We start from the raw sequence: 20,854 nt of genomic DNA, 5'->3' as shown, positions 1-20,854 counted from the left end.
ATGGCCAATAGGATGATGTCCTGTGACTCCCGCCGACCTGGCCGCGCTGCTGCGCGCCGTGACCCTGACCGTGGTCCGCGACCGCGGACTGGACGAGAACCTGGTGCCCGACTCCATCGTCGTCGAGCGCCCCCGTCACGCTGACCACGGCGATTACTCCACCAATGTCGCCCTGCAGATGGGCAAGCGACTCGGCGTGAACCCGCGGGAACTCGCGGGTTGGCTGGCGGAGGCCTTCGCCGCCGCGGAGGGCATCGCGAAGACCGACGTCGCGGGTCCGGGATTCGTCAACGTCTGGCTCGGCGCCGCCGCGCAGAACACCGTCGTCGCCGCCGTGCTCGCGCGGGGAGCGGACTACGGGCGCGGAAACGAACTCGCCGGGTCGGTCATCAACCTCGAATTCGTCTCGGCGAACCCGACCGGCCCCATCCATCTCGGCGGTACGCGCTGGGCGGCCGTCGGCGACGCGCTCGGACGCGTCCTGGCCGCCCGCGGTGGAGCGGTCACGCGCGAGTACTACTTCAACGATCACGGCGCCCAGATCGACCGGTTCGCCCGGTCGCTGGAGGCCGCGGCACTGGGCGACCCGACCCCGGAGGACGGCTACGCGGGCGATTACATCGCCGACATCGCCGCGCAGGTCGTCCAGGCGGCCCCCGACGTGCTGTCGCAGCCCGAGGCCGACCGTCTGGAGACGTTCCGTTCGGTCGGCGTGGACCTGATGTTCGCCCACATCAAGCAGAGCCTGCACGACTTCGGTACCGACTTCGACGTCTTCACCCACGAGGACAAGATGTTCGCCACCGGCCTGGTCGACGAGTGCATCGGCGAGCTGAAGGCCAACGGCAACCTCTACGAGAAGGACGGCGCGTGGTGGCTGCGGTCCACCGAGTTCGGTGACGACAAGGACCGCGTCGTCCTCAAGAGCGACGGCAACGCGGCCTACATCGCCGGCGACATCGCCTACTACCGGGACAAGCGCAACCGCGGATTCAACCTGTGCATCTACATGCTCGGGGCCGACCACCACGGCTACATCAGCCGGCTCAAGGCGGCCGCCGCGGCGCTGGGAGACGACCCGGCCACCGTCGAGGTGCTGATCGGCCAGATGGTCAATCTCGTCCGCGAGGGCAAGCCCGTGCGCATGAGCAAGCGTGCGGGCACCGTCATCACCCTCGACGATCTCGTCGATGCGGTGGGGGTCGACGGTGCGCGCTATTCCCTCATCCGCTCGTCCGTCGACGTCAACATCGACATCGACCTCGACCTGCTGACCAAGCAGTCCAACGACAACCCGGTGTACTACGTGCAGTACGCCCACGCGCGGATGTCGGCGCTGGCCCGCAACGCGGCCGACCTGGGCGTCGTGTCGTCGCTGGAACATCTGGACCTTCTCGACGATCCCGCCGAGGGCGAACTGATCCGGACCATCGGCGATTTCGACGACGTCGTCGCGACGGCGGCCACCCTGCGCGAGCCACACCGGGTGTGTCGCTACCTCGAGGTACTCGCCGGCACCTATCACCGCTTCTACGCGAAGTGCCGCGTCCTGCCGCAGGGTGACGAGAAGCCGGCCGACATCCACCGCGCCCGACTCGCCCTGTGCGAGGCCACCCGTCAGGTCCTGGCCAACGGCCTCGGCCTGGTCGGCGTCACCGCACCGGAGCAGATGTGAACGCGCACCCCGCCGGCCCCCGGCACGCCGAACTGCTGGGCGCACCGCATCTCGCCGAGCGCCCGAACGACCCGGCCGTGCTGGCGGAGATCCCCGCGCAGGTGTGGCCGCGCAACGCATCCCGCGACGACTCGGGCGAACTGCGGCTCGCCGGCGTGCCGGTGAGTGAGCTCGCCGAGGAGTTCGGCACCCCCGCGTTCTTCGTCGACGAGGCCGACTTCCGGTCGCGGTGCCGGGACATGATGGCCGCGTTCGGTCCGTACGGACGAGTGCATTATGCGTCGAAGGCGTTCCTGTGCACCGAGATCGCACGGTGGGTCGACGACGAGGGGCTGTCCCTCGACGTCTGCAGCGGCGGCGAGCTCGCGATCGCGCTGCGCGCCGGATTCCCGCCGGAGCGGATTGCGCTGCACGGCAACAACAAGAGCGTCGACGAGTTGCGCGCGGCGGTCGACGCCGGCATCGGGCACGTCGTCCTCGACTCGATGATCGAGATCGAGCGACTCGACGCGGTCGCCCGCGAGCGCGGTGTCGTCGCCGACGTGCTGGTGCGCGTGACCGTCGGTGTCGAGGCGCACACCCACGAGTTCATCTCCACCGCACACGAAGACCAGAAGTTCGGCTTCTCCCTCGCCGGTGGGGTGGCGATGGCGGCCATCCGACGCGTGTTCGCCACCGACAACCTGAGGCTCGTCGGCCTGCACAGCCACATCGGCTCGCAGATCTTCGACATGGACGGCTTCGAACTGGCCGCCCACCGTGTGCTCGGACTGCTACGCGACGTCGTGGGCGAGTTCGGCGTCGAGAAGACCTCCCAGATGTCGATCGTCGACCTCGGTGGGGGACTGGGCATCTCGTACCTCCCCGAGGAGCGTCCGCTGCCGGTCCAGCAGGTGGCGGAGACACTGGCCGCGATCGTCGAACGGGAGTCGGCGGCCGTCGGCCTTCCGATGCCGATCATCGCGGTCGAACCCGGCCGCGCGATCGCGGGTCCGGGTACGGTCACCCTGTATCGCGTCGGCACCGTCAAGGACGTGGAACTCGGCGGTGGGGCCGTCCGACGCTACGTCTCGGTCGACGGCGGTATGAGCGACAACATCCGCACCGTCCTCTACGACGCCGAATACGACGTCCGGCTCGTGTCCCGGGTGTCGCAGGCGCGCGCCGTGGTCTGCCGCGTCGTCGGAAAGCACTGCGAGAGCGGCGACATCGTGATCAAGGACTGCTGGCTGCCCGAGGATCTCGGACCCGGTGACCTGATCGCGGTGGCGGCCACCGGCGCGTACTGCTACTCGATGTCGAGTCGCTACAACATGACCATGAGACCGCCCGTGGTGGCGGTGGCCGACGGGAACGCCCGGCTGCTGCTGCGCCGGGAGACCATCGACGACTTCCTCAGCCTGGAGGTGGGCCTGTGACCGGATCAATGGAGAACACCAGCGGCGCAACCGAGGTCGACCCGCGCACCATCGGTGTCGCGGTGCTCGGCATGGGCAACGTCGGCGCCGAGGTGGTGCGCATCATCACCGACAACGCCGACGATCTGCGTGCGCGCGTCGGGGCACCGGTGGAGATCCGTGGTGTCGCGGTGCGCGATCTGGGACGTCCGCGCAAGATCGCGCAGGACCTGTTGACCGACGATCCGGCATCCCTCGTCGCCCGCGACGACGTCGACATCGTCGTCGAGCTGATGGGTGGCATCGACCCGGCGCGTGGCCTGATCCGGTCCGCGCTCGAGAGCGGCAAGTCCGTGGTCACCGCCAACAAGGCGCTGCTCGCCGAGTACACCGGCGAACTCGCGACCGCCGCGGCCGATGCCAAGGTGGACCTCTACTTCGAGGCCGCCGTCGCCGGTGCCATCCCGGTGATCCGGCCGCTGATGCAGTCGCTGGCCGGCGACACCGTCGAGCGGGTCAACGGAATCGTCAACGGCACCACCAACTTCATCCTGTCGGCGATGGACGAGACCGGCGCCGACTACGCCGACACCCTCGCCGAGGCCGGTCGACTCGGGTACGCCGAAGCCGACCCCACGGCCGATGTCGAGGGTTACGACGCCGCGGCCAAGGCGGCCATCCTCGCCTCGATCGCCTTCCACACCCGGGTGACGGCGGCCGACGTCCACCGCGAGGGCATCTCGTCGGTCACCGCCGCCGACCTGGTCGCGGCCAAGAAGTTCGACTGTACGATCAAGCTGCTCTCGATCTGCGAGCGGGTCCGCGATGCCAGTGGCGCGCAGCGGATCTCAGCGCGCGTGTATCCCGCGCTGATCCCGCTGACCCATCCGCTTGCAACAGTGAACGGCGCGTTCAACGCCGTCGTCGTGGAGGCCGAGAACGCCGGCCGGCTGATGTTCTACGGCCAGGGTGCCGGTGGGTCGCCGACGGCGTCGGCCGTTCTCGGCGACATGGTCATGGCCGCCCGCAACCGCGTCCACGGTGGCCGGGGACCGCTCGAGTCGACCTACGCCTCGCTGCCCGTCGCCCCGATCGACGACGTCTTCACCCGCTACTACATCTCGATGAGGGTGGCGGACCGACCGGGTGTGCTCGCCCAGGTCGCCGGTGAATTCACGAAGCGGTCGGTGAGCATCGCCGCGGTGCGTCAGGAGGGTGCGGGTGACGATGCCCGGCTGATCGTGGTGACCCACCGTGCGCCCGACCGTGCGCAATCGGATTGTGTTGCGGCGCTTGAAGACATGGACGCCGTCATCAAGGTGTCGAGTGTGTTGCGATTGGAAGGTACCGATGACTGAAGCGACTTCTACGCCCGTGCACCGCGCGTGGCCGGGCCTGATCGAGGCATACCGGTCGCGGCTGCCCGTCGGTGACGACTGGAAGGTCGTCACGCTGCTCGAGGGCGGCACCCCGCTGATCAGCGCACCCCACCTGTCGTCGCTGACCGGGTGTGAGGTGTACCTGAAGGTCGAGGGCCTCAACCCGACCGGCTCGTTCAAGGATCGTGGCATGACGATGGCCGTCAGCAACGCGGTCAACAACGGCAAGACCGCCGTCCTGTGCGCCTCGACGGGCAACACCTCGGCGTCGGCCGCCGCGTACGCCACCCGGGCCGGCATCACCTGCGCGGTGCTGATCCCGCAGGGCAAGATCGCGATGGGCAAGCTGGCGCAGGCGGTCATGCACGGCGCCAAGATCATCCAGGTCGAGGGCAACTTCGACGACTGTCTCGAGCTCGCCCGCAAGGCGACGGCGGAGTTCACCGAGATCGAGCTCGTGAACTCGGTGAACCCCGCGCGGATCGAGGGTCAGAAGACCGCCGCGTTCGAGATCGTCGACGTCTTGGGTCGCGCACCCGACGTCCACGCGCTGCCGGTCGGGAACGCGGGCAACATCACCGCGTACTGGAAGGGCTACACCGAGTATCACGCGGATGGTGTCTCGTCGTCGGTGCCGCGCATGCTCGGCGTGCAGGCGGCGGGCGCCGCGCCCCTGGTGAACGGTGCGCCGGTGAAGGAGCCGGAGACCATCGCCACCGCGATCCGCATCGGGTCGCCGGCGAGCTGGAACCAGGCCGTCGCGGCGAAGGACGAGTCGAACGGCCAGTTCCGGGCGGCGACCGACGAAAAGCTGCTCGAGGCCTACCGTCTCGTCGCAGGCAAGGAGGGCGTCTTCGTCGAGCCGGCCTCGGCGGCGAGCGTCGCGGGTCTGCTCGCGGCCAGTGCCGACGGTTGGATCGAGCCCGGATCGACCGTGGTGTGCACGGTGACCGGTAACGGGTTGAAGGACCCCGACACCGCGCTGGCGGGCATCCCGGCGGTCGAGGCCATTCCGGTGGACCCGGTGGCGGTCGCGAATGCTCTCGGTGTCGGCTGACGGGGCCGGGCGTCCGGTTGTCGGATCGGACGCCGACGGTGACGTGACCGGTGCGGAGCCGACCGTGCGCACGGTGCCGGTCGGGCTGTCGGCGCGGGTCCGGGTGCCGGCGTCGAGTGCCAACCTCGGTCCCGGATTCGACTGTCTCGGAATGGCTCTGGGGATCTACGACGAAGTGATCGTCGAGACCGTCCCGGCAGGGGTGACCCTCGAGGTCGAGGGTGAGGGTGCCGGGGACGTGCCGCGCGACGATTCGCATCTCGTCGTCCGCGCCCTGCGCCGTGGTCTGGCACACGCCGGTCTCCGGGCGCCCGGCCTGACGCTGCGCTGTGTCAACCGGATTCCGCACTCGCGAGGTCTCGGGTCGTCCGCCGCCGCGGCGGTGTCGGGGCTGGCCGCTGCGTCCGGCCTCATCTCGGCCGCCGGTCTCGGGCCCGGTCTGTCGCACGACGAACTCGTACAGCTGTCCAGCGAATTCGAGGGACACCCCGACAATGCCGCCGCGAGCGTGCTCGGCTCGGCCGTCGTCACGTGGACCGAATCGGCCGACGGGGTCGCGTCGTACCACGCGCACCGGCTCACGGTGCATCCCGACATCTGCGCGACGGTCTTCATCCCCGACACCGAGTCGTCGACCTCCTTCACCCGCGGACTGTTGCCGGAGGCGGTTCCGCGCGCCGACGCCGTGTTCAACCTGAGCCGCTCGGCCCTCGCCGTGGTCGCCCTGACGGCCGACCCGCGCAATCTCATGGCCGCGTCGCAGGATCGACTCCATCAGCCCTACCGCGCCTCGGCGATGGCGCCGACGAGTGACCTCGTGACCGCGCTGCGGGCGAGGGGACACGCCGCGACGGTGTCCGGGGCCGGACCGACCGTCCTCGTACTCGGAACGTCGCCGGTGCCGGCGGACATCCGTCAGCTCGCTCAGGGCCTCGGATTCGACGCCCGGTCGGTGGCAGTCGCCGGCGGAGTCGAGATCTCCGTCGGCTGACGCCTTCTCCACCGGTGGATCCCCGCCGGCCGTCGCGCGCTCGTTTGGCGCTTCCGGCGTGTTGCCCCTATCATGCGAACGGGGTTACCATATTCTGGTCTAGCCGCGCAGGCTTGTCCTGCCGCTTCTCATCCTTCACCGATCGGAGATGGCCGGCTGTGTATCCGGGCCGGGGTCATGGATCTCTGTCGACGGTGCCGAAGCGCAGGTGTTTCCGAGCACGCTCGCAGCGGACCGCACATTCTCACCGTCCACCGCGGACGGACTCCCTAGCGCACCGAAGCAGGGAAACGTAGACCTCACGCAGTTCTCGTCTGTGGGAGGAACGAAAGGACTTCCGTGACCGATACGGACCTGATCACCGCACCTGCCGAGCAGGAATCCGCGGGTTCGGCCGGCCCCGACTCGGGACGACCGGCCACCAAGACACGTGCACGTACCGGCCTGTCCGGCATGGTGCTGAGCGAACTCCGGACGGTCGCCGGTGAACTCGGCATCAAGGGCACTTCCGGGATGCGCAAGGGCGACCTGATCGCGGCCATCAAGGAGCGCCAGGCGGGCGGCGACGCCCCCGCCGCGAAGAGCGCCCCGGCCCGGTCGAAGGCCGGCGCGTCGAAGCCGGCCGCCGCGGCCGAGGAGCAACTGACCATCGGCGAGTCCCCGGCGTCGTCCGGTGGGGACACGACCGAGAAGACCGACGCCCCCCGGGGCGGCACGCGCGCCGCACGCGGCGCCGGCCGCAAGGCCGCTGGTGCCGACGCACCGGCAGAGGCGCCTGCGGCCGACAGCGCGAAAACCGACGGCCCCCGGAACGGCGCCGCCGCGACCGACTCGGCCAAGGCCGACGAGTCCCAGGCCGCAGAAGCCCGCACGGGCGACAACGCCGCCGATACCGACTCGTCGGAAACCGGCGGAGATCGTAGCCGACGCCGCGGGCGGGACGGGTCGACCGACGCCGCGGGCGATGCCGACGGCGGTGAGCAGCGTAATCGCCGCAACCGCAACCAGAATCGCGACAACCAGAATCGCGACAACCAGAACCGTGATGGCGGCCAGAACCGCGACAACCAGAATCGCGACAACCAGAACCGTGATGGCGGCCAGAACCGCGACAACCAGAACCGCGATGGCGGCCAGAACCGCGACAAGCAGAACCGCGACGGCGGTCAGGGTCAGAACCGTGACGGCGGCCAGAATCGTGACGGTGGCCAGGATCGTGATGACGACGGCGAGGGCGGCGGTCGCCGGCGCGGCCGGCGGTTCCGCGAGCGTCGCCGTGGGCAGAACCGCGACACCCCGAACGAGCCGCAGGTCTCCGACGACGACGTGTTGCAGCCCGTCGCCGGCATCCTCGACGTTCTCGACAACTATGCCTTCGTGCGCACCTCGGGCTATCTCGCCGGACCGAACGACGTCTACGTCTCGATGAACCTGGTTCGCAAGAACGGGCTCCGGCGCGGCGACGCGATCACCGGTGCGGTGAAGGTGCCACGTGAGGGCGATCAGCAGAACCAGCGGCAGAAATTCAACCCGCTGGTGCGCCTGGACACCATCAACGGCGGCGACGTCGAGACGGCGAAGCGCCGTCCCGAGTTCAACAAGCTCACGCCCCTGTACCCGAATCAGCGCCTGCGGCTGGAGACCACCCCCGAACGGCTCGACACCCGCGTGATCGACCTCATCATGCCGATCGGCAAGGGGCAGCGCGCCCTGATCGTGTCGCCGCCCAAGGCCGGCAAGACCACGATCCTGCAGGACATCGCCAACGCCATCGCGACCAACAACCCCGAATGCCACCTCATGGTCGTCCTCGTCGACGAGCGTCCCGAGGAGGTCACCGACATGCAGCGTTCGGTGCGGGGCGAGGTCATCGCGTCGACCTTCGACCGGCCGCCGTCAGACCACACCTCGGTGTCCGAGCTGGCGATCGAGCGCGCGAAGCGACTCGTCGAGAGCGGGAAAGACGTTGTGGTGCTGCTGGACTCGATCACCCGTCTGGGTCGTGCGTACAACAACGCGTCGCCCGCGTCGGGTCGCATCCTCTCCGGCGGTGTCGATTCGACCGCGCTCTACCCGCCGAAGCGGTTCCTCGGCGCGGCGCGCAACATCGAGAACGGTGGATCGCTGACGATCATCGCGTCGGCGCTCGTCGAGACCGGCTCCACCGGCGACACGGTGATCTTCGAGGAGTTCAAGGGGACCGGCAACGCCGAGCTCAAGCTCGACCGCAAGATCTCCGAGCGTCGGGTGTTCCCGGCGGTGGACGTGAACCTGTCGAGCACCCGTAAGGACGAGCTGCTGCTGTCGCCGGAGGAGTTCTCCATCGTGCACAAGCTGCGTCGCGTGCTCTCGGGTCTCGATTCGCAGCAGGCCATCGATCTGTTGATCAGCCAGCTCAAGAAGACCAAGACGAACATCGAGTTCCTGATGACGGTGCAGAAGACCGCACCGGGCGGGAACAACGACGACTGAGTTCGTCCGCACCCCACGCCCCCTGAGGTTGCGCGAAGCGAACGCTTCGCCCGCACCTCAGGGAGCGTGGGGTGGCTTCGTCGGATGGGGCGGAGACAGCGTCGCTCAGCCGGCGAGGTCGGTGGTCAGATGCGCCCACGCCTGCGCGACCGCCGGAGCCTGCGCCCCGGTCTGGGTGACGACCAGCGCACACTCGCCCCGGCGGTTGTAGATCTCCAGTGATCCGGTGCGACCCCACACTCCGTGGGGCCACGTGACCCAGCACTCGCCCACCAGGTCGAAATTGACCATGACGCGGGTGGAGCCCGCGGCCAGCACCATCTGCCCGCGATGCTCACGGGCGCCGTCGAGGCGATCCTGGCGCATCTGCATGCATCCCGGGGCCGCCGTCGCGAACGTCACGGTCAACCCCAGCCGGGCCGCGTGTTCGAGTGCCGCGATCACCGCGCGGGTCTCGAGGCGGACGGTGCGCCGGCAGTCGAGGTGGGGCAGGCTCGCCAGGCGTGCACCGCCGCCGTCGGTGAGTATCGCGTCCAGCTGGGCCACCTGGTCGTCACGGCGCGATGCAGTCGTGCTCACCCGTTGCGGCCCAGAGGAATTCTGGGCAGACGAATCCGACCCCGACCCGTCGAGGCCCGCGCCGCCGCCGTCGAGAGCCAGGGCCTCGAACGCCAGCCGGTCGGAGTTCTCGGTCAGATAGGTGGCGTGCGCGGTGTTGCCGCGATGGTCGAACAACCGCAGGGTCGGTGGAACATGGGCCGCCGGATCGCTGAGCAAGGTCGACGACAGGCGAGAGGGGTTGAGCCGCAGAGCTATCCGATGGGAGTCGGCCCGAATCGGGCCGCCGACCGATACCGGGTCGTCGTGGACCCCGACCGCGTTCATGATCACCGGACCGGCGACCGTGACGCCGACGACCTGGGCCAGTCCCGGTAGCCGGGCCGCGACCGCCGGGACGTCGTGGTTCACCGAGGAGTCTCCGAATCCGGCTGTCCGCAGCAAGATCTCGAGATCGCTGCGGGCGGGCGGATCGTCCCCGGCGGAATCGGCCATGTCAGTAGACGTCGCGCAGGTAGCGATTCTCCGAGCGAAGGCCGTCGACGTAGCCGGCGGCCTGGTCGGCGTCGAGACCGCCGTGTTCGGCGACGATCTCGTGCAGCGCCGCGTCGACGTCATCGGCCATCGTCGCGGCGTCGCCGCAGACGTACAGGTGCGCGCCGGCCTCCAGCCAGGCGAACAGCTCTGCGCCGTGCTCGCGCATCCGGTCCTGGACGTACACCTTGTGTTCCTGATCGCGAGAGAACGCGAGATCGAGCCGATCCAACACACCACCGGCGACGAGCCGGTCGAGTTCCCCGGCATAGAGGTGGTCGTGCGCACGATGCTGATCACCGAAGAACAGCCAGTTGCTCCCGGTGGCGCCGGTCGCCGCCCGCTCGTGCAGGAAGGCCCGGAACGGCGCGATTCCCGTGCCCGGACCGATCATGACCGCCGCCACGTCGTCGGCGGGCAGACGGAATCTCTTGTTGGGGGAGACGAAGACGGGGACGGTGTCACCGGGGGCGCACCGGTCGGCGAGGTGTGTCGAGCAGACACCTCCGCGATCCCGGTCGGCGACGGTGTAGCGCACGGTGGCCATCGTGATGTGCACCGTGTCGCCGTGGACCCGGGGGCTCGACGAGATCGAGTACTCCCGATGGGCGAGCGGACTCAGCTCCTCGAGCAGTTCCTCGGGGGTCGGGGCGAAGGTCGGGTCGAGATCCAGGAGATCGAGGACATCGAGGCCGTGCAGCCATGCGTCGAGCGCCTGCGGATCGCCGGCATCGAGCAATCGCGACAACTCGGGGTGCCCGGTGCGATCGGCAACCGCACGGACGAGGTACTTCGACGGTGCGGAGATCTCGTACCTGCTGGTCAGCGCCTCGCGCAGGGTGTAGGTGGCCTTGCGGTCGGCGATGATCTCGTCGCCGGCCGCGCCGAGCCGGTTGAGGAGGAGGTCGACGAGTTCCGGATCGTTGGCGGGCGCGATGCCGATTCCGTCGCCGGGCTCGTAGCTGATGCCGCTGTCCCCGAGGTCGAGTTCGAGATGCCGGACCTCCTTGGCCGAGCCGGGGCCGGAGAGCAGCTCATTGGTCACGACGGTCGCCGGGTACGGATTGCGCCGGTTCCACGGCGAGCGGACTGCCTTGCCGGTGCGGCGCGCGGGGGATGCCGGTGCGGTGTCGACTGCGAGGCTGCTGCCGGTGGAGGCGGCGTCGTACATCGATGATCCTTCGGAGACGGTGTGCGGGTGCGTGCGCCGCGGGACAAACCGGCGGGCGACGCCACGGTACTACACTTAGGCAACCCTTACGAGGATCGCGATGTGTATCACGTGTACGGGATGCCGCTCGGTGCGGCGGACAGTGCCGGGAATGGATTCGACGGGCCCGCCGTTGAGGCATCTGCGACCGCGGTGATCGGGATTTTTCCCGGTGATGCCCTCCGTGGCATACTGATCGGTCGAGTCCGGTTCCGGTTCACACCGTCGACAAGCGACGGTGACCCGGCGACCACAGAAAGGGACGTACCAGACATGAAGCAGGGAATTCACCCCGAGTACGCGACGACCACCGTCGTCTGCGGCTGCGGCAACACCTTCGAGACCCGCAGCACCGCTGCCAACGGTCGGATCAACGTCGAGGTCTGCTCGCAGTGCCACCCGTTCTACACGGGCAAGCAGAAGATCCTCGACACCGGCGGCCGCGTTGCCCGGTTCGAGAAGCGCTACGGCAAGCGCGCCAAGTAGACCACTCTGCGACGCCCGCCCGACGATTGTCGGGACGGGCGTCGCTGTGTTTCCGGTCCGTGTTCTTCCCGGTGCCGTTCTCTCCGGCGCCACTGCCCGCCGGTGTGCCGCCGGACGACAAGTGAGGTCGCCTTCATGAGTACGCAGAGTCCCTCGGCCATCGACGACATCCTCGCCGAGCACTCGGGCCTCGAACGTCAGCTGGCCGACCCCGCCCTGCACGACGACCCGGCCGCGGCCCGCAGGGTGGGCAAGCGATTCGCCGAGCTCGCGCCGGTCATGGCGACCTACACCAGGCTGCAGACGGCGCGCGACGATCTCGAGGCCGCCCGGGAACTGGCCACGGACGACGCATCGTTCGCCGCCGAGATCCCCGCGCTCGAGGAGGCGGTCGACGAGCTCGACGCCACCCTGACCGACCTGCTGGCCCCGCGCGATCCCCACGACGCCGACGACGTGGTCCTGGAGATCAAATCCGGTGCCGGCGGCGAGGAGTCGGCGCTGTTCGCCTCGGACCTGGCCCGCATGTACCTCAAATACTGTGAGCGGCACGGCTGGAAGGCGCAGGTGCTCGGAGTCACCGAGTCCGATCTGGGCGGGTACAAGGAGGCCACGTTCTCCATCAAGTCGAAAGAGGCCGTCCGCGACGGGGTGTGGTCGCGTCTGAAGTTCGAGGGCGGCGTGCACCGCGTGCAGCGTGTGCCGGTCACCGAGTCGCAGGGACGCATCCACACGTCGGCGGCCGGGGTGTTGATCTACCCCGAGCCCGAAGAGGTCGCCGAGGTGACCATCGACGAGTCCGAACTCCGCATCGACGTCTATCGCTCGTCCGGCAAGGGCGGGCAGGGTGTGAACACCACCGACTCGGCGGTCCGGATCACCCACCTGCCCACCGGGATCGTCGTCACCTGCCAGAACGAACGCTCCCAGTTGCAGAACAAGGCCCGGGCGATGCAGGTCCTCGCCGCCCGGCTCCAGTCCGCGGCCGAGGAGGAGGCCGAGGCCGCCGCCGCGCAGGGGCGTGCCGCGCAGATCCGCACCGTCGACCGGTCCGAGCGGATCCGTACCTACAACTTCCCCGAGAACCGCATCACCGACCACCGCATCGGATACAAGGCCAACAACCTCGACGCGGTGCTCGCCGGCGACATGGACAACCTCCTCGACGCCCTCGTCGCCGCGGACCGGCAGGCCCGCATGGAAGCGGAATAGACCCCGTGACCGGAACGCCGACCCCGGTGTCGGACGAACTGCGCGCGGGGACCGCCTGTCTCGCCGCGGCCGGGATCGACTCCGCACGCCATGACGCCGACTGGCTGATGGCGCACGTGCTCGGAGTCGATGCGGGCCGCCTTGTCCTGATGGACGCGATCGACGATGCGCAGGCCCGCGCCTTCCGGTCCGCCGTCGAGCGGCGTGCCCGACGGATCCCGTTGCAGCACATCGTCGGGACCGCCGCGTTCGGCCCGGTGGAGCTCGCCGTCGGGCCGGGTGTGTTCATCCCCCGACCGGAGACCGAGTATCTCCTCGAATGGGCAGTCGACCGGCTCCGCGAGCGGCCCGGGTCGGCACTCGCAGCCGACTTCTGCAGCGGCAGTGGCGCATTGGCGATCGGTGTCGCGGCGATGAGTCCCGGGACCCGGGTGGTCGCGGTCGAGGCCGACGAGGACGCCCTGGTGTGGTTGCGCCGCAACGCCACCGACGCGGCGACGGTGGTCGGATCGCGGGTCGAGGTGGTCGCCGCGGACGTCACCGATCCCGAGCAGATCGCCGATTCCGTCCCGATGGGCAGTGTGTCGGTCCTCGTCACCAACCCGCCCTACGTCCCGCTGGATGCGGCGGTCGGACCCGAGGTCGCGCACGATCCGGCCCGCGCGGTCTTCGGCGGGGCCGACGGGATGTCGGTGATCGAGCCGATGGTGCCGGTCATCGCCCGCACACTGGCTCCCGGTGGGGTCGTCGGGATCGAACACGACGACACGACCGCGGACGCGGTGGTGGCGTGCCTGCACGCGCACGGCGACTTCGAGGACGTGACCCGGCACGCGGATCTGACGGGTCGGCCACGGTTCGTGACGGCGCGCCGACGGTAGGCCGGGGGCACCGGGCACGGCATGGCAGGATGATCGCGTGAGCACTGTTTTCGACTGCAACGATCCACAGAACCGCTCGTCGGGGATTCGGGCGGCGGTCGGGGCGGCGAAGGCCGGACGGCTGATCGTGATGCCCACCGACACGCTCTACGGAGTCGGTTGCGACGCCTTCGATTCCGACGCCGTCGGCGCCCTCCTGGCTGCCAAGCACCGTGGACGCGACATGCCGGTCCCGGTACTGGTGGGTTCCTGGCATTCGATCGACGGACTGGTCCTGTCGGTCCCGCAGCCCGCGCGTGATCTGATCGAGGCGTTCTGGCCCGGCGGTTTGAGTCTGGTTGTCCGGCAGGCGCCCTCGCTGGCGTGGGACCTCGGGGACACCGACGGGACCGTCATGCTGCGGATGCCCCTGCACCCGGTCGCGATCGACGTGCTGCGCGAGGTGGGCCCGATGGCGGTCTCGAGCGCCAACGTCTCGGGACGCCCGCCGGCGACGACCGCCGACGAAGCGCGCGAACAACTCGGCGACGAGGTCTCGGTCTATCTCGACGGTGGCCCGGCGCCGGCCGCGCAGGCGTCGACGATCGTCGATGTCTCCGGGCCGAGTCCGCGCATCCTGCGTGAGGGCGCCGTCTCGACCGACGCGGTCGCCGACGTACTCGACACCGACCCGGCCTCGCTGCTCGCGGAGCCATGAGTCCGGACGCGCCGGAGTTCGGACCACACGGCTTCGAGGCGGGCGACGCCCCGACCGGTGACGCCGCGGTCGATGCCCTGCTGGGCCGCGAGGTGGATCGTCGCCGCGACACGCTCCAGCTGCTCGCCGGCGAGACCGAGCCGACGCCGGGGGTGCGAGCCGCGATGGCGTCGGTCTTCGACGCGAAGTACGCGGAGGGGTACCCCGGGACGCGGTACCACGGCGGATGCGACGTGGTCGACGAACTCGAAGAGCTCGCGATCACCCGCGCCCGGGCGCTGTTCGACGCCGAGTACGTCAACGTCCAGCCACTGTCGGGGAGCGCGGCCAATCTCGCCGTGTACGCCGGCTTCGCCCAGCCCGGGGATCCGGTGCTCGCGCTGCGCCTCGAACACGGCGGCCACCAGACACATGGTTCGCGGGCGAACTTCTCCGGCCGATGGTTCTCGCCCCTGCACTACGAGGTGCGCCCGGACGATGAACTCGTCGACTACGACCAGGTCCGTGATCTCGCCCTGGTGCACCGGCCACGGATCCTGGTCGCCGGGGCGGCTTCGTATTCGCGCACGTTCGATTTCGCGGCACTGCGCGAGATCGCCGATGAGGCCGAGTGCATCCTGTGGGTCGACGCCGCGCACCTCGCCGGGCACATCGCCGCCGGCCTGCTCCCGTCACCGGTGCCGTACGCCGACATCGTCACCCTGTCGACCAACAAGGTGATCCGGGGCCCACGCGGCGGTGTCGTCCTCGCCCGTGCCGAGCACGGCGAGGCGCTGCGCAAGGCGGTCTTCCCGTTCGTGCAGGGCGGCCCGGCGATGCACACCGTGGCCGCGAAGGCGGTGGCGTGCGCGGAGTCGGGGACCGACGAGTTCGCCGGGTACGCGCGCCGCACCGTGGACAACGCCCGGGGTCTCGCCGGCCAGCTCGCGGCCCGGGGTGCCCGGGTGGTGTCCGGGGGGACCGACATCCACCTCGCCGTCATCGACGTGAGCGGCTTCGGTATCTCCGGGATGGAGGCGCAGTACCGGCTCGGCGCGGCCGGCATCGTCGTCGACAAGGCCGTCCTGCCGTTCGAGACCCGACCCGTCTCCGAGGGTTCGGCGATCCGGATCGGTACGCCGGTCGTCACCGAGCGGGGCATGACCCCCGCCATGCATCCGCCGATCGCCGACGCGATGGTCGCCGCGATGACGACGGACGATCGTGAGACGCACCGGCGGATCCGTCGCGAGATCGCCGAACTGGCCTACGGGTAGCGTGGTCGCAATGTTCGAGACCCTGCCCCGCCGGACGCCGGTGGTGACGCGATGACCGGTGCCGCACCGGTGTTGCTCGCCGCCTCGGACGGGGGAGGGACGGGCGTGCCTCTGCGCGAGCTCCTGCTCGTGGGTCTGACCGCCGCGGCGATGACGTATCTGCTGACCTCCGCGGTCCGCGTCTTCGCCATCCGCGCCGGTGCGGTCGCCGTACCGCGAGTCCGCGACGTGCACGTGATCCCGACGCCCCGCCTCGGTGGGCTCGGGATGTTCGGGGGAGTGGTCGCGGGTATCGCCCTGGCCGCCAACCTCCCGGCGCTCAACCGCGGGTTCGCCTACACCACCGACATGACGGCGGTGATCGCCGCCGGCACGGTCATCGTCCTCGTCGGCGTCGTCGACGACCGCTGGGGGCTGGACGCGCTGACGAAGTTCGTCGGACAGCTGACCGCGGCGGGAGTGCTGGTGCTGCTCGGCATCAGCTGGCTGCAGCTCTACATCCCGTTCGCCGACATCGGCACGCTCGTGCTCGACCCGCTGCAGGCCGGTCTGCTGACTGTCGCGATCACGGTCGCGACGATCAACGCGATCAACTTCGTCGACGGACTCGACGGTCTCGCCGCCGGACTGGGCCTCATCGCGGCGGCCGCGATCTGCATGTTCTCCCTGGGTCTGTTGCGCGACCAGGGGGGCGATGTCAGCTACTACCCGCCGGCCCTCATCTCGATGGCGCTGGCCGGTGCGTGCCTCGGCTTCTTGCCGCACAACTTCTCTCCCGCAAGGATTTTCATGGGCGACTCGGGTGCGATGCTGATCGGGCTGCTGCTCGCCGCGGCATCCACGAGCGCGTCCGGCCGCATCGCCGTCAATGCCTACGGCCCGGCGGACATCTTCACCCTGTTGTCCCCGCTGATCCTCGTCGCCGCCGTCGTCTTCATCCCGATGCTCGACATGTTGCTGGCCGTGATCCGGCGGACCCGGGCCGGGGTGGGCTTCTACACCCCGGACAAGATGCACCTCCACCACCGGCTGCTCGAGCTCGGGCACTCGCAGCGTCGCGTCGCGCTGATCATCTACCTGTGGGTGGGGGTCCTGGCGTTCTCGGCGGCGGCGAGCACGCTGTTCCCGCTCTCGGTCGTCGCCCCGGCCTTCGGAGCGGGACTCGTGGTCGCCATGCTGGTCACGATGGCGCCGCGGCTGCACCGGCGCTTCGCCGAACTCCGTACGGCCACCAAGGCCTATCGCTGAGCAGGCGAGCGGGACCTGGCGTTTGCCGAGAATGCTTCCGCTGGGCCTAAGGTAAGGAAACCGTAAATACTGGTGTACTATCGCCCGTAGTAGTCAGTGGGAGCCAGATCCGGACACAAAGCCCCGGTTCCGTCTCTTGCCACGTATACCCCCCGGTGAGACGCCAGGAATGGTGTTGGTAGGGTCACACCAAACGCGAGCTGACGCCCAGCGGCCATGTGTTGCTGCACGCACGCGGGTGCCCCGTGCCATCGGTATGGAGTAGGAGAGCTGAGGAGAGGGACATGACCGCATCTGCCCCTGATTCGGCCCCCGTCTATCCGCAGGCGCCGACCGGACTCCGCCGCCCCGCGCTCATCGCGGGCGGGTTCATCGTGGTCGTCGCCGCCGTCTCGCTCGCCGTCGGGCATCCGCTCTTCGCGGTCTTCTTCCTGCTCGGTGTCGCCGGCATCTTCGTCAACGCGATCCTCGTCCGACGCGCAGTCGACGTCGTGGTCGCCGACGAGAACCCTCGTAAGACCGCACTTGCTCTCAACTCCGCCATGCGACTCGGTGCCATCACGGCGCTCGCGCTGCTGGCGGCTTTTCTGGTCCAACCCGACGGGTTGGGCGCGATGTTCGGACTCGCCATCGGCCAAGTGGTCTTGGTGCTGAACACGGTCATTCCGGTGATGAAAGGACTTCGTAGCCAACCATGACGACCGCCTTCAACCTTGCCGCAGAGGATGGCGAACCGGCCATCCAGGTGGGTCATTACACCAAGTTCGAACTGTTCGGACTGACCTTCAACCTGGAGACCATCATCGCGACGGCGCTGGCCGCGGCGATCCTGCTCGCGCTGGCCTTCTACCTGAAGTCGAAGGTCACCTCGACCGGTGTGCCGTCGGGTGTGCAGCTGTTCTGGGAGGCCATCACCATCCAGATGCGTGGTCAGGTCGAGAGTGCCATCGGCATGAAGATCGCCCCGTACGTCCTCCCGCTCGCGGTCTCGCTCTTCACCTTCATCCTGATCTCCAACTGGCTGTCGATCCTGCCGGTGCAGGTCGGTCACCACGAGATCCTCAAGCCGCCCGCCGCGGACGTGAACTTCGCCTACGCCCTCGCGATCTTCGTCTTCGTCTGGTACCAGATCGCCGGCTTCCGGGCACGCGGCCTGCTGGGTCACCCCAAGCGAATCATCAAGGGCCACGTCGCATTCCTCGCGCCGATCAACGTGATCGAGGAATTCACCAAGCCGATCTCGCTGTCGCTGCGACTCTTCGGCAACGTCTTCGCCGGCAGCATGATGGTCGCCCTGATCGCCCTGTTCCCGCCGTACATCATGTGGGCGCCCAACGCGATCTGGAAGTCCTTCGAACTCTTCGTCGGTCTGATCCAGGCGTTCATCTTCGCGCTGCTGACGATCCTCTACTTCTCGCAGTCGATGGAGACCGAGGATCACTGACCGCCCGGACCGGGCACCCGCGCGGGGCAACTCACGACCGCGCCCACAACCGAACATGACGACCTGCTCCGGCACCTGTCGGCGCAACCAGAGACCTGACACACCAGATGTCAGCAACGAAAGGGAAATATCACAATGGATCCAATGATTGGCCTCGGCGCACTCATCGGTGGCGGCCTGATCATGGCCGGTGGCGCCGTCGGTGCCGGTATCGGTAACGGTCTGGCCGGTAGCCAGCTGATCGCCGGTATCGCCCGTCAGCCCGAGGCACAGGGTCGCCTGTTCACCCCGTTCTTCATCACCGTCGGTCTGGTCGAGGCGGCCTACTTCATCAACCTGGCCTTCATGGCGCTCTTCGTGTTCGCCACCCCGATCAGCGCCGGCTGATCGTCGCTCTCCCTTTTGTCGCCGAGTAGAAACGACACCTCACCACAATGACGCTTGCTGCAGAGAACTTCCTGCTCCCGAATGGAACGTTCTTCGTTGTCCTGCTCATCTTCGTGATTTTGCTGCTGGTCATCCGCAAGTTCGTGGTTCCGCCGATCCAGCAGGTCCTCGAGGAGCGGGACGCGATGATCCACCGCACCGTGGAGGACAACCGGACCGCCGCCGCCGAATTCGAGGATGCGGACGTGCAGTTCCGTTCGCTCCTCAAAGAGGCGCGCGGTGAGGCCACCGCCAAGCGCGACGATGCTCGCGCCCAGGGTCGTGAACAGCTGAACGAGATGAAGCATGCAGCGACCGCCGAGGCCGACGCCGCCCTGCAGTCGACCAGCTCCGAGCTGGCGGCGCAGGGTGAGCAGGCCGCCTCGACGGCTGCAGCTGATGTGGACGCACTCGCCAAGACACTTGCGGCGCGTGTGCTCGGTGTCGACTCGGCAACTCTTTCCGATACCCGATCGACGAGCGGAGCGGTGAACTGATCATGGCTGCCAACACTGAGACCGAGTCCGACCAGGGCCCCATCGGCACCTGGCTCCACGACATCGGTGCTGCGTTCGACCCCGCGATCTTCATCGCTCAGCTCTTCGGCTTCGCGGTCATCATCTTCCTGCTGTGGAAGTACGTCCGCCCGCCGGTGCAGAAGATGATGCGGGATCGACAGGAGACCGTCCGTCAGCAGCTCGCCGAGAGTGCGGCTGCCGCCAAGCGCGTCGACGACGGCAAGCAGGCACGTGAGAAGGCCGTCGCCGAGGCCAAGGCCGAGGCCGAGCAGATGCAGAAGGACGCCGCGGCCGATGCCGAGGCGATCACCTCCGACATCCGCGCCCAGGCTGATCACGAGGTCAAGCGCATCTCCGAGCACGGCCGCAACCAGGTCGCCCTGGTGCGTGCCAACCTGGTCCGTCAGTTGCGGACCGACCTCGGACTCACCGCCGTCGACAAGGCCGGCGAACTGGTGCGCAACCACCTGGCCGACGACTCGGCCCAGGCGGCCAGCGTCGACCGGGTGATCGACGAACTCGAGGAGATGTCGGCGGGTTCGTCGAACGCGGTCGCCTCGAGCGCCTCGCTCGTCGGTCTGCACGCCATGCGTGCGGCCAGCCGTGATGCCGCACTGGCCGTCTCCGAGAAATTCGATTCGGCGGCACTCGATCTCGACGGGTCGGCGCTCGCCGCCGCGTCGGGTGACCTCACCGCGGCGATCAACTTCCTCGGCGAGAACCCGGTGCTGCGCAAGCGTCTGGTCGAGGACGACGAGAACCCCGAGGGCAAGAAGGCCCTGGTGCACCGCCTGTTCGACGGCAAGGTCGCCCCGGTGGTCGTCGAGGTGCTCGCGACCGCCTCGAGTCAGCGGTGGTCGTCGTCGAGCGACTTCGTCGTCGGTCTGCGCCGCCAGAACTCACTGATCGTGCTCACCGCCGCCGAACGCGACGGGGTCATCGAGCAGGTCGAGGACGAGCTCTTCCGTGTGAGCCGAGTCCTCGAGGCCAACCCGCAGCTCTCCTCGCTGCTGTCGGACCACGGCAAGGACGCCGACAAGCGCGTCGACCTGCTCCAGAAGCTGGTCGGCGACAAGGTCGGCACCCACACCTGGACGTTGCTGTCCTCGACCGTGCGCCTGCTGCACGGCCAGGCCGCGGACGTCGCGGTCGATCAGCTCGCCGAGCTGGCCGCCGCCCGTCGCGGCGAGTCGGTCGCCCACGTGGTGTCCGCCTCACCGCTGTCGGACGCCCAGATCGATCGCCTGTCGAGCGTGCTCGGCGGAATCTACGGTCGGACCATCTCGGTGCAGACCGAGATCGCGCCGGAGCTGCTCGGCGGTCTCCGGATCAGCGTCGGCGACGAGGTCATCGACGCCGATGTCGCGACGCGACTGGCCAAGGCCGCGGAAACACTGCCGCGCTGACGAGTTC

19 protein-coding genes are annotated in these 20,854 nt (G+C 68.8%); 17 read left to right on the top strand and 2 right to left on the bottom strand.

Annotation, left to right across the window (positions count from 1 at the left end):
• The first annotated feature begins 22 nt into the window (after positions 1-22).
• From argS to rho, 6 genes are all read left to right on the top strand, one after another.
• Positions 23-1,675, top strand: coding sequence for an arginine--tRNA ligase (gene argS, locus AB4Z55_RS18010; protein WP_354560303.1), 1,653 nt, complete (start codon positions 23-25; stop codon positions 1,673-1,675).
• A complete protein-coding gene (gene lysA / locus AB4Z55_RS18005; RefSeq protein ID WP_369520202.1) occupies positions 1,672-3,093 on the top strand; it encodes a diaminopimelate decarboxylase in 1,422 nt (473 codons plus the stop codon). Before argS ends, lysA begins: the two co-directional genes overlap by 4 nt.
• On the top strand, positions 3,090-4,430 hold the full coding sequence (locus tag AB4Z55_RS18000; protein ID WP_064571526.1) for a homoserine dehydrogenase: 1,341 nt from the start codon (positions 3,090-3,092) through the stop codon (positions 4,428-4,430). Before lysA ends, AB4Z55_RS18000 begins: the two co-directional genes overlap by 4 nt.
• Positions 4,423-5,508: a threonine synthase gene (thrC, locus tag AB4Z55_RS17995; RefSeq protein ID WP_004021239.1), complete on the top strand. Its 1,086-nt coding sequence runs from the start codon at positions 4,423-4,425 to the stop codon at positions 5,506-5,508. The genes AB4Z55_RS18000 and thrC overlap by 8 nt, the downstream gene beginning before the upstream one ends.
• A complete protein-coding gene (gene thrB, locus AB4Z55_RS17990; protein ID WP_064571525.1) occupies positions 5,489-6,499 on the top strand; it encodes a homoserine kinase in 1,011 nt (336 codons plus the stop codon). The genes thrC and thrB overlap by 20 nt, the downstream gene beginning before the upstream one ends.
• A gap of 339 nt (positions 6,500-6,838) precedes the next feature.
• Positions 6,839-8,971, top strand: a complete 2,133-nt coding sequence (rho, locus tag AB4Z55_RS17985; protein WP_354560307.1) for a transcription termination factor Rho — start codon at positions 6,839-6,841, stop codon at positions 8,969-8,971.
• Between the two features lie 105 nt (positions 8,972-9,076).
• Here rho and AB4Z55_RS17980 read toward each other — a convergent pair whose 3' ends face one another.
• Together AB4Z55_RS17980 and AB4Z55_RS17975 are read right to left on the bottom strand one after the other, a co-directional pair.
• On the bottom strand, positions 9,077-10,024 hold the full coding sequence (locus AB4Z55_RS17980; RefSeq protein WP_369520201.1) for a heme transporter: 948 nt from the start codon (positions 10,022-10,024) through the stop codon (positions 9,077-9,079).
• A gap of 1 nt (position 10,025) precedes the next feature.
• Positions 10,026-11,234 (bottom strand): sulfite reductase subunit alpha, encoded by a 1,209-nt coding sequence (locus AB4Z55_RS17975; protein ID WP_369520200.1) that lies wholly within the window; start codon positions 11,232-11,234, stop codon positions 10,026-10,028.
• A gap of 312 nt (positions 11,235-11,546) precedes the next feature.
• On the opposite strand from AB4Z55_RS17975, the gene rpmE reads away from it, so the two are divergent.
• The 11 genes from rpmE to AB4Z55_RS17920 all read left to right on the top strand — a co-directional run bounded on the left by rpmE (position 11,547) and on the right by AB4Z55_RS17920 (position 20,847).
• Positions 11,547-11,759, top strand: coding sequence for a 50S ribosomal protein L31 (rpmE, locus tag AB4Z55_RS17970; protein WP_010842972.1), 213 nt, complete (start codon positions 11,547-11,549; stop codon positions 11,757-11,759).
• Between the two features lie 135 nt (positions 11,760-11,894).
• Positions 11,895-12,971, top strand: coding sequence for a peptide chain release factor 1 (gene prfA / locus AB4Z55_RS17965; RefSeq protein ID WP_369520199.1), 1,077 nt, complete (start codon positions 11,895-11,897; stop codon positions 12,969-12,971).
• A 5-nt stretch (positions 12,972-12,976) separates the two neighbouring features.
• Positions 12,977-13,852 carry a peptide chain release factor N(5)-glutamine methyltransferase gene (gene prmC, locus AB4Z55_RS17960; protein WP_369520198.1) on the top strand — a complete coding sequence of 292 codons (876 nt, stop codon included), beginning with the start codon at positions 12,977-12,979 and terminating at the stop codon, positions 13,850-13,852.
• Between the two features lie 37 nt (positions 13,853-13,889).
• A complete protein-coding gene (locus AB4Z55_RS17955) occupies positions 13,890-14,549 on the top strand; it encodes an L-threonylcarbamoyladenylate synthase (protein WP_004021247.1) in 660 nt (219 codons plus the stop codon).
• Positions 14,546-15,805 carry a serine hydroxymethyltransferase gene (gene glyA, locus AB4Z55_RS17950; protein WP_004021248.1) on the top strand — a complete coding sequence of 420 codons (1,260 nt, stop codon included), beginning with the start codon at positions 14,546-14,548 and terminating at the stop codon, positions 15,803-15,805. Before AB4Z55_RS17955 ends, glyA begins: the two co-directional genes overlap by 4 nt.
• A gap of 51 nt (positions 15,806-15,856) precedes the next feature.
• On the top strand, positions 15,857-17,053 hold the full coding sequence (locus AB4Z55_RS17945) for a glycosyltransferase family 4 protein (protein WP_004021249.1): 1,197 nt from the start codon (positions 15,857-15,859) through the stop codon (positions 17,051-17,053).
• A gap of 284 nt (positions 17,054-17,337) precedes the next feature.
• Positions 17,338-17,751 carry a hypothetical protein gene (locus AB4Z55_RS17940; RefSeq protein WP_004021250.1) on the top strand — a complete coding sequence of 138 codons (414 nt, stop codon included), beginning with the start codon at positions 17,338-17,340 and terminating at the stop codon, positions 17,749-17,751.
• Positions 17,748-18,497, top strand: a complete 750-nt coding sequence (gene atpB, locus AB4Z55_RS17935) for a F0F1 ATP synthase subunit A (RefSeq protein ID WP_004021251.1) — start codon at positions 17,748-17,750, stop codon at positions 18,495-18,497. The genes AB4Z55_RS17940 and atpB overlap by 4 nt, the downstream gene beginning before the upstream one ends.
• Positions 18,498-18,632: 135 nt before the next feature.
• Complete coding sequence (locus AB4Z55_RS17930) at positions 18,633-18,884, top strand: F0F1 ATP synthase subunit C (RefSeq protein ID WP_004021252.1); 252 nt, start codon at positions 18,633-18,635, stop codon at positions 18,882-18,884.
• Positions 18,885-18,931: 47 nt separating this feature from the next.
• The gene (locus AB4Z55_RS17925; RefSeq protein ID WP_004021253.1) at positions 18,932-19,420 is read left to right on the top strand and encodes a F0F1 ATP synthase subunit B; all 489 of its coding nucleotides are present in this window, start codon (positions 18,932-18,934) and stop codon (positions 19,418-19,420) included.
• 2 nt (positions 19,421-19,422) lie between these two features.
• Positions 19,423-20,847 carry a F0F1 ATP synthase subunit B/delta gene (locus AB4Z55_RS17920; protein WP_248645197.1) on the top strand — a complete coding sequence of 475 codons (1,425 nt, stop codon included), beginning with the start codon at positions 19,423-19,425 and terminating at the stop codon, positions 20,845-20,847.
• Positions 20,848-20,854: the final 7 nt, after the last annotated feature.

The sequence above is a fragment of the Gordonia sp. ABKF26 genome, assembly GCF_041103195.1.
Taxonomy (GTDB): Bacteria; Actinomycetota; Actinomycetes; order Mycobacteriales; family Mycobacteriaceae; genus Gordonia; species Gordonia terrae.
Note: the sequence above shows the minus strand (reverse complement) of the source record. Positions and strands in the feature narration are given on the sequence as shown.